This is a genomic window from Nocardiopsis sp. MG754419 (assembly GCF_018207095.1).
GTDB lineage: Bacteria > Actinomycetota > Actinomycetes > Streptosporangiales > Streptosporangiaceae > Nocardiopsis.
The window spans coordinates 1-12,954 of sequence record NZ_QOCZ01000156.1 but is presented as its reverse complement, the minus strand read 5'-3'; the positions used below and the strand labels follow the sequence as shown (position 1 = coordinate 12,954).

Annotated in this window: 12 protein-coding genes; 6 read left to right on the top strand and 6 right to left on the bottom strand. The window is 72.0% G+C overall.

Features of this window, described 5'->3' with window-relative positions; all coding sequences use genetic code 11:
* Positions 1–1,726, top strand: a 1,726-nt coding sequence (locus DSY14_RS23245) for a kinase (protein WP_211718750.1), incomplete at its 5' end; no start/stop codon positions are given.
* A gap of 220 nt (positions 1,727–1,946) precedes the next feature.
* On the opposite strand, the gene DSY14_RS23240 is transcribed toward DSY14_RS23245, so the two are convergent.
* Positions 1,947–4,136, bottom strand: a complete 2,190-nt coding sequence (locus tag DSY14_RS23240; RefSeq protein WP_211718749.1) for a prolyl oligopeptidase family serine peptidase — start codon at positions 4,134–4,136, stop codon at positions 1,947–1,949.
* A gap of 112 nt (positions 4,137–4,248) precedes the next feature.
* On the opposite strand from DSY14_RS23240, the gene mshB reads away from it, so the two are divergent.
* Entirely contained in the window at positions 4,249–5,115 is an 867-nt protein-coding gene (gene mshB / locus DSY14_RS23235; RefSeq protein ID WP_211718748.1) for an N-acetyl-1-D-myo-inositol-2-amino-2-deoxy-alpha-D-glucopyranoside deacetylase, read from the top strand.
* A gap of 59 nt (positions 5,116–5,174) precedes the next feature.
* Positions 5,175–5,714, top strand: coding sequence for a hypothetical protein (locus tag DSY14_RS23230; RefSeq protein WP_211718747.1), 540 nt, complete (start codon positions 5,175–5,177; stop codon positions 5,712–5,714).
* Positions 5,715–5,727: 13 nt separating this feature from the next.
* Here the strand turns inward: DSY14_RS23230 and DSY14_RS23225 are convergent, their stop codons facing one another.
* From DSY14_RS23225 to DSY14_RS23215, 3 genes are all read right to left on the bottom strand, one after another.
* Positions 5,728–6,810 (bottom strand): site-2 protease family protein, encoded by a 1,083-nt coding sequence (locus DSY14_RS23225; RefSeq protein ID WP_211718746.1) that lies wholly within the window; start codon positions 6,808–6,810, stop codon positions 5,728–5,730.
* A gap of 102 nt (positions 6,811–6,912) precedes the next feature.
* A complete protein-coding gene (locus tag DSY14_RS23220; RefSeq protein ID WP_211718745.1) occupies positions 6,913–8,274 on the bottom strand; it encodes a hypothetical protein in 1,362 nt (453 codons plus the stop codon).
* A 160-nt stretch (positions 8,275–8,434) separates the two neighbouring features.
* Positions 8,435–8,680, bottom strand: coding sequence for a hypothetical protein (locus DSY14_RS23215; RefSeq protein ID WP_211718744.1), 246 nt, complete (start codon positions 8,678–8,680; stop codon positions 8,435–8,437).
* Between the two features lie 183 nt (positions 8,681–8,863).
* On the opposite strand from DSY14_RS23215, the gene fdxA reads away from it, so the two are divergent.
* Together fdxA and dapC are read left to right on the top strand one after the other, a co-directional pair.
* Positions 8,864–9,184 (top strand): ferredoxin, encoded by a 321-nt coding sequence (fdxA, locus tag DSY14_RS23210; protein ID WP_014908468.1) that lies wholly within the window; start codon positions 8,864–8,866, stop codon positions 9,182–9,184.
* A 148-nt stretch (positions 9,185–9,332) separates the two neighbouring features.
* Positions 9,333–10,442: a succinyldiaminopimelate transaminase gene (dapC, locus tag DSY14_RS23205; protein ID WP_211718743.1), complete on the top strand. Its 1,110-nt coding sequence runs from the start codon at positions 9,333–9,335 to the stop codon at positions 10,440–10,442.
* A gap of 36 nt (positions 10,443–10,478) precedes the next feature.
* Here the strand turns inward: dapC and DSY14_RS23200 are convergent, their stop codons facing one another.
* Positions 10,479–10,829: a VOC family protein gene (locus DSY14_RS23200; protein ID WP_211718742.1), complete on the bottom strand. Its 351-nt coding sequence runs from the start codon at positions 10,827–10,829 to the stop codon at positions 10,479–10,481.
* 53 nt (positions 10,830–10,882) lie between these two features.
* Positions 10,883–11,755: a hypothetical protein gene (locus DSY14_RS23195; protein WP_211718741.1), complete on the bottom strand. Its 873-nt coding sequence runs from the start codon at positions 11,753–11,755 to the stop codon at positions 10,883–10,885.
* 269 nt (positions 11,756–12,024) lie between these two features.
* Here DSY14_RS23195 and DSY14_RS23190 point away from each other — a divergent pair, with 269 nt between their 5' ends.
* Positions 12,025–12,861 carry a 2,3,4,5-tetrahydropyridine-2,6-dicarboxylate N-succinyltransferase gene (locus DSY14_RS23190; RefSeq protein ID WP_211718740.1) on the top strand — a complete coding sequence of 279 codons (837 nt, stop codon included), beginning with the start codon at positions 12,025–12,027 and terminating at the stop codon, positions 12,859–12,861.
* The last annotated feature ends 93 nt before the right edge of the window (positions 12,862–12,954 follow it).

Sequence of the window (12,954 nt, the reverse complement as noted above, 5' to 3'; positions counted from 1 at the left end):
ACCCGGGATCGCCCCGCCCGACCGGAAGGACCCGGAGACCGTGGGCCCCTACCGGACGATCGGCCGGGTCTCCCGGGACGCCGCCGGCACGGCCCTGCTCGGGGTGGACCCCCACGGCGCCCCCGCGGTGATCCGAGTCGTGCCGACGGAGGTCGCCGACGCCGGGGACGTGCGGGCCCGCCTGGCCACCGAGGTCGACCGGATCGCCCGGTGCCGGGCCGTGTGCGCCGCTCGACACCGTGACGCGGACGTGCGAGACGCGCGGCCCTGGTCGGCCACCGAGTACGTGCCGGGTCGGACCCTGGCCGCGCACGTCACCGAGTTCGGGCCGCTGCGCGGGTCCGTGCTCACCGCGTTGGCGACCGGGCTGGCGGAGGCGCTCACCGCGTGGCACGTCCAGGGCGGCGCCCACCTCGGGCTCGACCCGACCAGGGTCGTGCTGTCCCCACGAGGGCCGAAGGTGGTGGACCTCGGGGTCTCCTCGGCGGTGGGCGCGTCGATCGGGGACCCCCGTTGGGTCGCCCCCGAACAGCGCGCCGAGGACACGGAGGCCGGCGGGCCCGCCGATGTGTTCACCTGGGGCCACCTGGTGCGCTTCGCCGCCACCGGTTGGGAGCCGTCCGGGGACACGGTGGCCGACCCCGACCTCGGGGACGTCCCCGAGTCTCTGGCGTCGCTGGTCCGTGAGGCGCTGGCCGAGGCCCCCGAGGAACGTCCGACCGCGCTCCACCTGCTGAGGGCGCTCACCGGGCGGACCGACGGTGACCTGGGTGCGGCGGTGTCCGACCTCCTGGCCCGGACGTGGGTCGGGGTGAACGTCCCCGCTCCGCGTCGGGTCCGCCGCGCCCGCACTTCCGTGCTGATGGGAGCGACCGCGATCGTCCTGGTCGGCGCACTGGTCGGTGGGTGGCTGGTGTGGGATCCGGGGGAGGGGACCGAGGAGACCGCTTCCGCCGACGACGCGGAGTCCACGGAAGGCGCGGCGGGGGAGGAGCCCGCCGTACCGACCGTCGCCGAGGAGCCCGAGGCCGTCGACGCGGCCATGGCCGAGGCGATCGCTCTCGCTCTGGAGGCGTCGACCTTCACCACCTTCGAACACCGCTACAGCAACGACGTCGGTGACACGACGCCGGTGCACTACCTCCAGACCGACGCACCGGTGCCGGCGATCTCCCACACCTCCTACCTGGGCCCGATCGGGTCGGGGGTCATGGCACTGGGCTCCGACTTCGGAGAGATCGTGTACCTCCGCGACCGGCAGGAGGAGTCGTACGGGCGCGTGTACTACCGAGACCCCGACGGGAACGCGGCACCGGAGGGCCACCCCCGGGAGAAGTGGGAGGACCTGGTCGAGGAGGTCGGGCGGGTGCTGGAGGTGGCCGACCCCGGTTACGAGGGCACGGGCACGGCACCCACCGAGTACATGCCCCCGGAGATCCTCGGAGACGGTGATCTGTCCGAACGCACCGGCCACCGCTACACGGCCACCTATGTCCAAGAGGGTTTCCTCGACCACGGTCCCCTGGAGGCGACCCTGGACTTCTGGGTCGACGAGGCCGGGTACCCGCTGCGCTTCGAGCGCCGCATGGTGTCCGAGGTCATCGTCCCCGAATTCGAGGAGGTCCTGGTCCTCACACACTTGGTCGAGTTCGCCCGGTTCGACCTGCCGGTCGACGCCCAGGTGCCCACCGACGACGAGATCCTGCCCGAGCCTCCCGACCAGTGATCCCAGAGGTCGTCGTGTGCGAGCGGCGTTGTGGCGTCCGCCGGGTCACCTCGACGGGCGTCGCACCGCGGGCCGGCACACCGGGTCGGCGAGACGAGCGCGAGCGCGTACCCGGGCGCCGCGCCCTGGTGCCACCGACGCCGTGGGCGCCGAAGACCTCGTGGTCTTCGGCGCCCGATGCGGGGTCGGAAGGCGCGGCGCGGTCCCCGAGTGAACGCCGCTAGTCGCCCTTGAGGTTCTCCTTGAGGAAGTCCACCTGCAGGAGCAGCAGGTTCTCCGCGGTCACCGGGTCGGCGGGGCTGTGGGTCACACCGGCCAACGGCAGCACCGTGTGCGGGCGGCCCGCGGCCAAGAGCGCCTCCGACATCCGCTGGGTGTGCGCGAACACCACGTTGTCGTCGACGAGCCCGTGGACCAGCATCAGCGGGCGCTCCAGCTTGCCGGCGTCGGCGAGCAGCGACGAACCCGCGTACACCTCTTCCTGTTCCTGCGGCAGGCCCAGGTAGCGCTCGGTGTAGTGCGTGTCGTACAGCGCCCAGTCGATCACCGGGGCGCCGGCCACGGCCGCGTGGAACACGTCCGGGCGGCGTAGCACCGCCAGCGCCGCCAGGTATCCGCCGAACGACCATCCGTGGATGCCCACGCGGGTGGTGTCCAGGCAGTCGAACCGCCGGGCGGCGTCCTCCAACGCGGCCACCTGATCGGCCAGCACCGGCTCGGCGAGGTCCTGGTGGACCGCCTGTTCCCACTCCACGCCCACACCCGGGGTGCCGCGCCCGTCCGCGATGAGCACGGCGAAGCCCTGCTCGGCGAACCACTGCGGGCTCAGGTAGGCGCCTCGGGCGTTGAGCACGCGCTGCGCGTGCGGGCCGCCGTAGGGCGCCATGAGCACGGGCAGCGGCGCCTCCCCGTCGCGGTACCAGGACGGCAGGATCAGCGACGTGGGGATCTCGCGCTCCCCGGCGAGCCAGGTCCTCACCCGCGGCTCCGGGACCTCGGGCGTCTCGGCGACGCTCTCGATCTCGCCGTGGGTACGGCGGGTCTCCGTGCTCGCGTTGCGCACCACGAAGGTCCGCACCCCGGTGAAGTCCATCGACCGGTGCTGGAGGACCAGGGTGTCGCCGCGGAGCCGCCCGGAACGCAGTCCGCCGTGACCCTCGTCGGCGCCCTCGGGCAGTTCCACCGGGGCGCAGGTGCCCTGGCGGGTGTCGGCCAGCCACAGTGACTGGTCGCCGGGGCGGCCCACGGGCGAACCGGCGAACAGCACCCGGTCGCCGTCCACACTCACCACGGCGCGCACGTACACGTCGTCGCCGCTGATCGCCTCGTCGCCCACGTACACCCGACGCTCGCCGGTGCCGTTCTCCCGACCGATCCAGACCTGGCGTCCGGAGGCGGTGAAGTCCGGCACGCCCGGCATGAGCTCCACCCACACGCCGTCGCTCTCGGTGCGGGTACGCGAGACCAGGCCCGTGGCCGGGTCGGCGCTGAACAGGGCGAGCGTGGTCTGGTCCCGGCTCTGCGCGGTGAACACCAGGGTGGGGTCGCCGTCCGGGCCGGTGGTCCAGTCCACGGTGGGCAGGTAGGGCAGTTCCTCGCGGTCCCACTCGATGGGGGCCGGAGCCGGGCGACCGTCACGCCGGTAGGCGGTGGCGGAGGGCACCGCGACGACGGCCAGACGCACGTCCGGGTTGGCGGTGCCGGCCGCGGGGTAGCGCAGCGGGCGCGGCTCGCGCTCGGGCCGGTCGGGGTCACCGACGAACCAGCGGTTCACCTCGGACTCGTCCACCCGGCTCACCGCCAGGGTCGCGCCGTCCGGCGACCACCAGAAGCCGCGCATCCGGCCCATCTCCTCGGCGGACACGAGGTCGGCCAGGCCCCACGTGACGTGTTCCGCGTCCGGTTCCACCAGGACCCGGTCGCGGTCCTCGTCCCCGGCGTCCGCGATGTCGATCACGCGGACCGCGCCCTTGTGCACGTAGGCCACCCGGTCACCCGCCGGGCTGATCCGCGGATCCACCGCGGGGTGCGCCACCGGCAGTTCGCGCGGGGCCGCGTCGTCACCGACCAGGTCCACGTAGAACACCCGACCGGACAGGGTGAAGACCGCGCGGGTGAAGGCGTCGTCCACCGTGTAGGACACGATGCCGCCACCGTGTTCGCGCATCCGCTCGCGGCGGGCCCGCTCCTCGGGTGGCAGGTTCTCGTCGTCGGCCCCGAGCGCGGTCGGGTCGGCCAGGACGGTCACCTCCCCGGTCTCGGCGCGGTAGTGCCACAGACAGGTGGCCTTGTCCATGCCGTGCCGGCCGCGCAGGAAGGTGACACGCTCCCCGTCCGGGGAGACCTGGAAGAGACGGGGGACCCCGATCGTGAAGCGCTGGGTTCGGGCCTGTTGGCGAGGAAAACTCATACGGGGATTGTCTCCCATCGTCCCGGGCGTGTGCTCTGTGGGCCGACGGTGATCAGCGCGGATCTGGCATTTTGGGAGGGGAAGACCGCATCCGGGCGGTATTGTTCGCCAGGTGAGTGACAGGCGACTGATGATGGTGCACGCGCACCCGGACGACGAGAGCATCGTCACCGGTGCGACGCTGGCGAAGTACGCGGACGAGGGGGCCGAGGTCACCTTGGTGACCTGCACGCTGGGTGAGGAGGGCGAGATCATCCCGCCCGGGCTCGCCCACCTGGCCTCCGACCGCGACGACACGCTCGGCGCGTATCGGATCGGCGAACTCGACCGGGCCTGCGTGGCCCTGGGCGTGCGCGACCACCGCCTTCTCGGTGGTTCCGGACACTACCGCGACTCCGGCATGATGGGCGGCCCCACCAACGAACACCCCCGCGCGTTCTGGGGCGCCGACGTCGAGGAGGCGGCCCGTCTCCTCGCCGAGATCATCCGCGAGGTCCGCCCGCACGTGCTGGTCTCCTACGACGAACACGGCGGCTACGGCCACCCCGACCACATCCAGGCCCACCGGGTCACCCGTCGCGCCTGCGCCCGGGCCAACGAGCGGGCCCTGCCGGGCAGCCCGTGGAAGGTCGACAAGCTCTACGCCATCGCCCAGCCCGTCTCCCGCATCGAGAAGTCCATCGCGCGACTCAACGAGGAGGCCGGACCCTTCACCCCGCCCCGTGAGGTGTCCGACATCGCCCGGGGTACCCCGGACGCGCTCGTCACCACCCGGATCGACGCCACCGACCACTGGGCCGCCAAGGCCCTGGCGATGCGCGCGCACGCGACCCAGATCACGGTGGAAGGGGAACGGTTCGCGCTGTCCAACGACATCGCCCAGGAGATCGACGGCGTCGAGCACTTCACGCTGCTGATGGGGCCGCCGCCCAAGGCCGACGTCGGCGGGTACGAGAGCGACCTGTTCGCCGGCCTGTGACCGGGCGGCCACCGACCCCCGATCCCCGTGCGGCCCGGGACCGCCTACCCTCGTCTTCCGTGACCACACCTGTTCCGGCCGCTGAGCCCGTTCACCAGCCGCCCGCCTTCGCGTCCTCGGCGATGACCGTTCTGTCGTTCCTCGTCCTGCTTCCGACCGGGGCGGCTGTCGGGGTGCTGTTCGGGTTCGGCATGTCCTGGTTCTCCCACCACTGGCCCCTCGGCCTCCTCGTGCAGGTCGGGTCCGTGGCCGCGGTGCTGGTCCTCCTGGCACTGGTCTACGCGCTCACGCGGCTGGCGGCCTGGGGCGGTCGCCGCCAGTCCGCCGCCACCGGTTTCGCGGTCGGCTACGTCCTGGTGCTGTTGGGCATGATCGGCTACCTGCCCGGCGGCGACATCGTGTTCTCCGCCGCGGTCGTCAACTACGTGTTCCTGTTCGGGTCCATGGTGGCGCTCGCCGCCGGGGTGATGCGCAGCGCCACCTTTCCCGGCCCGCGTGGGCCTTCATCGGTCGGGAGGGTGGACCTCACACCTCCGGACCTGGCGCCGGGCCAACCGGGAAGCCCCTTCGACCCGGCCCCGGGCGGACCGAAGGACTGAAGGTCCCGTCCGGTCAGTTGTTCCAGAACTGCAGCAGCAGCTTGCCGTGGAACATCATCCCGGGGATGGTCGGGTTCGGCAGGATCAGCTCGAACAGCATGTACATGACGGTGTCGAACAGGTCCCGGACCACCGGCAGCCACAGCACGGCGAACACGCCGATCGAGCAGAACAGCCCGTTGGCCGCCACGAACGCGGTCCACTTGGAGCCCTGGAAGGCCGCGAGCACGTGGTATCCGTCCAGGCCCGGGACCGGCAGCAGATTGATCAGGGCGCTCGTCATGTTGGCGAAGGCCAGGAAGGCCAACGAGGAGATCGCCCAGTTCACGCTGTCCTGGCCGGCCGGCACCAGCAGTGACACGGTGAGCGCGAGCACCGCCGACAGCAGGAGGCTCGCCAGCGGACCCGCCAGCGCCACGGCGGCCCTGCGGCCTCGACCCGGAATGGCGTCCCAGTCCACGTAGGTGGGCGGACCGTTCAGACCGAACCCGCCCAGCCCCAGATAGGCCACGGGCAGGACCAGTCCGCCGAAGGTCTGTCGGTAGCCGAACGGGTTCAGCCGTAGGTAGGCGCCGCCGCGCAGCGACCGGTCACCGGCAAGGTACGCCGCCAGGGCGTGCGCGAACTCGTGCACGGCCACCGAGACGATCCAGCCGAGCAGGATGAACAGGGGCGGGATGAGCGGAGTGACCGAGGTGCCCTCCGCCGCCCACTCCAACTCGATGGCGCGCCAGGACAGCCAGCCCGCGAACCCGGCCAGCCCCAGCGTCAGCACGAACAGCGGGCTGGGCAGGAAGTCCGCCCACCCTCGCGTGTCGGCGGTCGCGGTGTCGGTTGTTCCGGTGTCCTCCGTGTCGGCGTCGACCGACCCGGTGTCCTTCGCCTTCTCCGCGTCCCGAGGCTCGGAACCCGTCGCGTCCGCGGCGTCGTCGCTCCCCGACCGGTCGGCACCGACCCCGGCGCGGTTCAGGGCGTCCTCGGGCATCTGCTCCCACGGGTCGGCGGAGCGCGCCCGCTCGCCGGGGCCACGACCGTCGCCGCCGGTCACGGTCGCGTCGTCGGATTCCGCCTGTGGGGCCGGCTCGGGCGTGGGCATGATGCTCCTGCTGGTCGCGGGTGGTTCGCGCTCCAGGTTAGGCCCTGTTCCGGGCATGTGCGCAGCGGGTGCCGTCTGGCTCCGACGCCGCGCGCGGGTCCCTCAGACCACCGCTCGGGGCGCCACCGCGGACTTGTGCAGACAGGCGATCGCGAACACCCGTCCCGCGGCGGTGAGCTCCCGCCGTCCCACGCTCTCGTCCCCGACGACCAGGCCCAGGGCCTCCAGGAGCCACCCCACCGACATCACCATGGCGCGCACCTGGTCCGAGGCTGTCTCGGCGGCGCGCTTGTGGGCCGCGGCGTGGCGGCCCGCCGCCACCGGCGGTTCGACCGGACGCCAACCGGACTCGGTGAGCGCCCGTTCCGCGGACTCGGCGTCGGACACCCCGCGCCGGGCGTGCGAACCCGAGCCCTGCGGTGAACGCGTGAGCAGGATGCCCAGGAGGGTCTCCGCGGCGGCCTGCTCGATGCCACCGGTCCGGCACAGGGTCTCGGTGGCGGCCTGCCACAGCGACACGGGATCCTCGCGGAGCCGTTGCCCCCGGCGGGTCAGTTCGAGCCGGCGTCCCGAACGGCGCACCGCCCGCATCGCCCGGAGCACCTGGTGCAGGGCGATGATCTGGGTGGCGTCGGTCTCACTGCGCGGCGGGTCGGGGGTGGTTCCCCACCCGAACTCCTCGCACAGGGACCGCACCACGCCCGGTGAGATGTAGCCGATCTGGGTGAGCGCGATGCCCTCCGCCGCCAGGTCCAACAGACGCCGCAGCGGGGCGATCGCGGCCCCGGCGTCGCGCGGTACGTCGGCCCCGGCGATCATCTGCCCCACCAGGGGCCACAGGCGTTGCCGGTGCGGATGGGCCGAGGACGACAGCCAGGCGCGGACGCGTTCCTCCCGGACCCGGTCCAGGCGGCTGAGCCCGCGCTGGTCGGGCTGGGTGAGGAAGGACCGCGCGAAGCGTTCCTGGGCGGGCCGCCATCCGCGTTTGCCCGGACGGATGTCGCCGAGCGAGATCGCCAGTTCGAGGGCGGCCGCGGTCTCGCCGCGTGCGCGCAGTTCGACGTCGCCCACGGCGGTGCCCCAGGTGAGCTCCGGCAGGTCCGGCGGTTCCACCCCGGACTCCCACATGAGCCGCTCGTACATGGCGACCCCGGCGGTGTGGTCGCGCTCGTAGAGATGCAGCAGCGTGGTGGTCTCGGCGGAGGAGCAGACGTTGGCGTAGCGGTAGAGCTGGAGGAGCTGGAACAGGTGGCCCAGGGATCGCACCGCGAACAGACGGTCGTCGGGGGAGTGCTGGAAGCGGAGGGGGAGCTCGTACCAGCAGCAACGCTGGACGGTGTGCTGGTCCAGTCGTTGGAGGTCCTGTTCGGGGGCGAGGGTGTCCAGTGCCAGGCGCGCCATGTCGGCGGCCCGCTCGTCTCGCCGTGACAGTTCGGCGAGGGCGGACGCGACTGCCTCCCTCATGTTCGGCGCCACCTCCCCGCGTGCCTTGAGCCCGTGCGTCCGAGGTCGGGACGCGCGGGCGCGGTGCTTCGTTGTCGGCCCGGGGTCACGGTTGGGGCACCGCGGACGGGGCTGAGCCTCTCTTACCCCGCGTGGACCGAAGAATGCCTGCGTGTGGGGTCTAGGCGCGGTTGCCGCGCCGTCGTGGGGGTACGGGGGGAACGACGCGACTCGCGGCGATGTCGCCCTCGGCGACCTCCACCGTCGAGTCGTCCCGGCGGCGCAGGACGAGCACGCCGTCGGCCCAGGACTCCACGACTCCGACGATATCGGTGAAGCCGCCCCCGGGGAGGGTGATTCGCAGGGAGACGCGCCGGCCCACGTCCTGCCGGGTGATTCTGTGGACGAGTCGTCCGCGCAAGTGCATGAATCCGGGCCCCCGAATGTGCGCTGGGTGTTCTCCAGCGCCATACTAGGACCACGACATCTGTGCCAATAGCTTGCAGAGCCCGGGCCACGAGGCGACGCCCGCACGTCGGCCACGGTCCGGGGAGCTCTGAAGGTCCCCGCCTCCCCCGTGGGCAAGCGGGGGTGAGACAAGGAGTACGACGTGACCTACGTCATCGCGCAGCCCTGTGTTGATGTGCTGGACAAGGCGTGCATTGACGAGTGCCCCGTGGACTGCATCTACGAGGGCGACCGCATGCTCTATATCCACCCGGACGAGTGCGTTGACTGCGGTGCGTGTGAGCCGGTGTGCCCCGTCGAGGCCATCTACTACGAAGACGACCTGCCCGAGCAGTGGTCGGAGTTCTACAAGGCCAACGTCGACTTCTTCGACGACCTGGGCTCTCCGGGCGGCGCCTCCAAGGTCGGCAAGATCGACCGCGACCACCCGATCGTCGCCAAGCTGCCTCCGCAGGCGGAGTAGCCCGCACCCCACCTCGGCATCCCCTTGGCGCAGAGGGTGCGCGGTGATGAGGCCCACCAGAGCGTGACGTGTCGCGTCGGCCCCCGACGGGGGTCGGCGCGACGCCGTTGTGCGGAGAAGGATCCCGAACAGGATGGAGTGTGCCCCGATGGGTGAACGGCGACCGGTGACCGACCGGCTCCCGACCTTTCCCTGGGACCGCCTGACGCCGTACAAGAAGACGGCCGCGGCCCACCCCGACGGCATCGTCGACCTGTCCGTCGGCACCCCGGTCGACCCGGTCCCGTCGATCCTGCGCGAGGCGCTCGCCGCCGCCGCGGACGCGCCCGGTTATCCGCAGACCTGGGGCACCCCGGAACTGCGCGCCGCGATCCAGGGCTGGTTGGAGCGCCGCCACGGGGTGCGCGTGGCCGACGGCGCCGTGCTGCCCGCGGTGGGCACCAAGGAGCTGGTGGCCTGGCTGCCGACCCTGCTCGGGCTGGGCGAGGGCGACACGGTGGTGCTGCCGGAGCTGGCCTACCCCACCTACGACGTGGGCGCCCGGATCGCCGGTGCCACACCCGTGGCCACCGACGGCCTCGCCGCCTTGGGCCCCGCCCCGGTGAAGCTGGTGTGGGTGAACTCGCCCGCCAACCCGACCGGTCGTGTCCTCGGCAAGGACCACCTGCGCAAGGTGGTGGCCTGGGCCCGCGAACACGGCGCCATCGTCGCCTCCGACGAGTGCTACCTCGACCTGGGCTGGGACGGGGTCGAACCGATGTCGATCCTGCACCCGGACGTCTGCGACGGCTCGCACGCGAACCTGTTGGCGCTGCACTCGCTGTCCAAGCGCTCCAACCTGGCGGGCTACCGTGCCGGGTTCGTCGCCGGCGACCCCGACCTGGTGGCGGAGTTGCTGGAGGTGCGCAAGCACGCGGGGATGATCATGCCGGCGCCCGTCCAGGCCGCCATGAAGGCCGCACTGGACGACGACGACCACGCCGCCGAGCAGAAGGAACGCTACCGCTCGCGCCGCGCCCGGCTCCGTGCCGCCTTCGAGGGCGCCGGCTGGCGGATCGAGCACTCCGACGCGGGCCTGTACCTGTGGGCGAGCCACCCCGAACTCGACGCGTGGGGCGCCGTGGGCGCCCTGGCCGAGCGCGGTCTCCTGGTCGCCCCCGGTGCCTTCTACGGGCCCACGGGCGAACGCCACGTGCGGGTGGCCTTCACCGCCACCGACGAGCGTGTCGACGCCGCGGTCGCCCGTCTGGCCGACTGACCGGCCGCCCTTGCCCTGGGACCTCCGGCCGACCGCTCAGCGGTCGGCCGGACGGACCAGGCAGAACGCGTTGCCCTCCGGATCCCGGAGGACCTGGAAAGAGCCCTGGGCGTCGGTGACCGGGTCCCCCACGACGGTCGCTCCCCGCTCGACCAGACGCTCGGTGACCTCGGCGATGTCCTCCACACGCACGTCCACGTGGATGCGGTCGCGTGCGCCGGGTTCGGAGGTGGGCTGGAAGGCCAGGCGCACCGAACCGGCCTCGACACGGGACCACCCGTCGGCGCGGTCCACGGCCTCACCACCGAGCAGGTGGGCCCAGAACCGGGCGAGGACGGGCGGTGCGACGGCGTTGACGACCCACTGGTCGACGCTTCCCAGGCTCATGGCCAGAGACTCTCACGCCCCCCGGCACCACACCGAAGACCCGAAGAGCACGTCTAGCGCAGGACCACCCGACCGCCGGTGCTCTCGTCCAGCTCGGTCCAGGCCTGGGCGCCGTCCAACCCGTCGGAGGCCTGCCAACGCAGGTCGTCGTAGGTGACCGAGGTCAGACCGTACTCCTCGGCGTGCACGACGGCCCACAGCGCCATCGCCCAGCCGAGGTCACCGGTGCGCGGGTCCTCGTCCAACGGCAGCCGCGAGGGGTCGGTACCGAAGACCCGGGCCAGTTCCTCCTGGGCGCCCGCGGTGTCGGCGTCGCCCGCGCGCAGCACCTCGACGGTGTCCTCGTCGAACCAGCAGGTCACCGAGGCGCCGGTGCTCCCGGAGAACGCCTCGGCCATCTGCTGCGACAGGGTCTCGTGCTGGTCGTAGGCGAACCCGTCGGCGCTGCGCTGCACCCGCTGGGCCGCCTCGTACACCGGCAGGTCCTGCCAGCCGTTCACCTCGGTCAGCTCGTCGTAGAACGCCCTGCTGGCGAACACCGGGTCCATGATCTCCTCCGCGTCGCCCCATTCCTGGGACGGGCGCTGCTGGAACAGACCCACCGAGTCGCGGTCGCCGTACTCGATGTTGTAGAAGCGCGACTCCTGCCACACCGTCGCGAAGGCGACGGTCACCGCCTCCTCCGGCAGGTTCCGGCTGAACGCCACACCGCCGACGGTGGCCGCGCTCCGGGACTGGTCCACGTCCATGTCGTAGCCGCCGCCGGACAGGTCGAGACGGCACCCGGGCTCGGGGGCCTCGCTGGTGTCCAACGGCTCGAACGTGGTCAGCACGTAGTAGCCCCCGGCGACGAACAGACCGCACACGAAGGTCAGGATGAAGAGGATCTTGGCGAACGCGGAGAATTTCCTACGCTTACTGGGCACGGGCGAACCAAGGGTCGGCGACGGTGGAGACGCACCACCGGAACGTTCCGCGCGAGGCGGGGACGGGGCCGTGCGCCGGGCCGCCGGACGTCCTTCGAAGGGTGAGGGAAGGGCGGGCCGGGCGGGCCTCGGCCGCATTGTAGTCGGCGCCGCGCCGACCGTCGGGGGAACCTTCCGAAACCGGTGGTTCCCGGAGTGGCCGATCGCTCAGCGCGGGTGGGCGGGGCGCATGCTCCCGGGCCCTCCGCGAGCGACTAACGTGGGTTCACATGACCAGCTCGTACACCAGTCCGCTGCCCGACCAGATCGACGAACTCTGGGAGCAGCGCTCCGAACTGACCCCCGGCCACACCGAGGCGCGCGAGATCATCATCGGCGCCATCGACCAGATCGACGAGGGCAAGGCCCGTGTGGCCTTCGTCGACCCCACCACGGACGACGTGGTGGTCGACGAGCGCGCCAAGCGCTCCATCCTCCTCGGCTTCAAGGTCCTGGAGATGAAGGAGTCGCAGGTCGGCGACTTCCACCACCACGACCGTATGCCGCTGAAGACCCGTCTCGACGGTGTCCGCGTGGTCGCCGGGGCCATCGCCCGCTGGGGCTCCTTCCTCGCCCCCGGCGTGGTCCTCATGCCGTCCTTCACCAACATCGGCGCCTACGTCGGCTCCGGCACCATGGTCGACACCTGGGCCACGGTCGGTTCCTGCGCGCAGGTCGGCGAGAACGTCCACCTGTCGGGCGGCGTCGGCGTCGGCGGCGTCCTGGAGCCCCCGCAGGCCTCCCCGGTCGTCATCGAGGACGACGCCTTCCTCGGCTCGCGCAGCATGGTCGTCGAGGGCGCCCGCGTCCGCAAGGGCGCCAAGCTCGGTGCCGGCACGATCCTCACCTCGTCGACGCGCGTCTTCGACGCCGAGACCGGCGATGAGCTGCCCCGCGGCGAGGCCCCGGCCTGGTCGGTGTGCGTCACCGCCAACCGCACCAAGAGCTTCCCCGGCGGCGACTTCGGCATGCCGGTGCTGCTGGTGCTCAAGCGTCTGGAGGAGGGGCAGGAGCACGACAAGCTCGCCCTGAACGACCTCCTGCGCGAGCACGGGGTCAACGCCTAGGTGTACTGACCACAGAGGTTGAGTACAGCCCTACGGTGATTTGACAGCAAGAGAGGGCCTCCGACATAGGTGTGGATTGTCTAGATCAACACC

Coding starts and splice junctions, on each gene's coding strand:
- DSY14_RS23240 (WP_211718749.1), bottom strand. CDS start 4,136: ATGAGTTTTCCTCGCCAACAGGCCCGAACCCAGCGCTTCACGATCGGG.
- DSY14_RS23225 (WP_211718746.1), bottom strand. CDS start 6,810: ATGCCCACGCCCGAGCCGGCCCCACAGGCGGAATCCGACGACGCGACC.
- DSY14_RS23220 (WP_211718745.1), bottom strand. CDS start 8,274: ATGAGGGAGGCAGTCGCGTCCGCCCTCGCCGAACTGTCACGGCGAGAC.
- DSY14_RS23215 (WP_211718744.1), bottom strand. CDS start 8,680: ATGCACTTGCGCGGACGACTCGTCCACAGAATCACCCGGCAGGACGTG.
- dapC (WP_211718743.1), top strand. CDS start 9,333: ATGGGTGAACGGCGACCGGTGACCGACCGGCTCCCGACCTTTCCCTGG.
- DSY14_RS23200 (WP_211718742.1), bottom strand. CDS start 10,829: ATGAGCCTGGGAAGCGTCGACCAGTGGGTCGTCAACGCCGTCGCACCG.
- DSY14_RS23190 (WP_211718740.1), top strand. CDS start 12,025: ATGACCAGCTCGTACACCAGTCCGCTGCCCGACCAGATCGACGAACTC.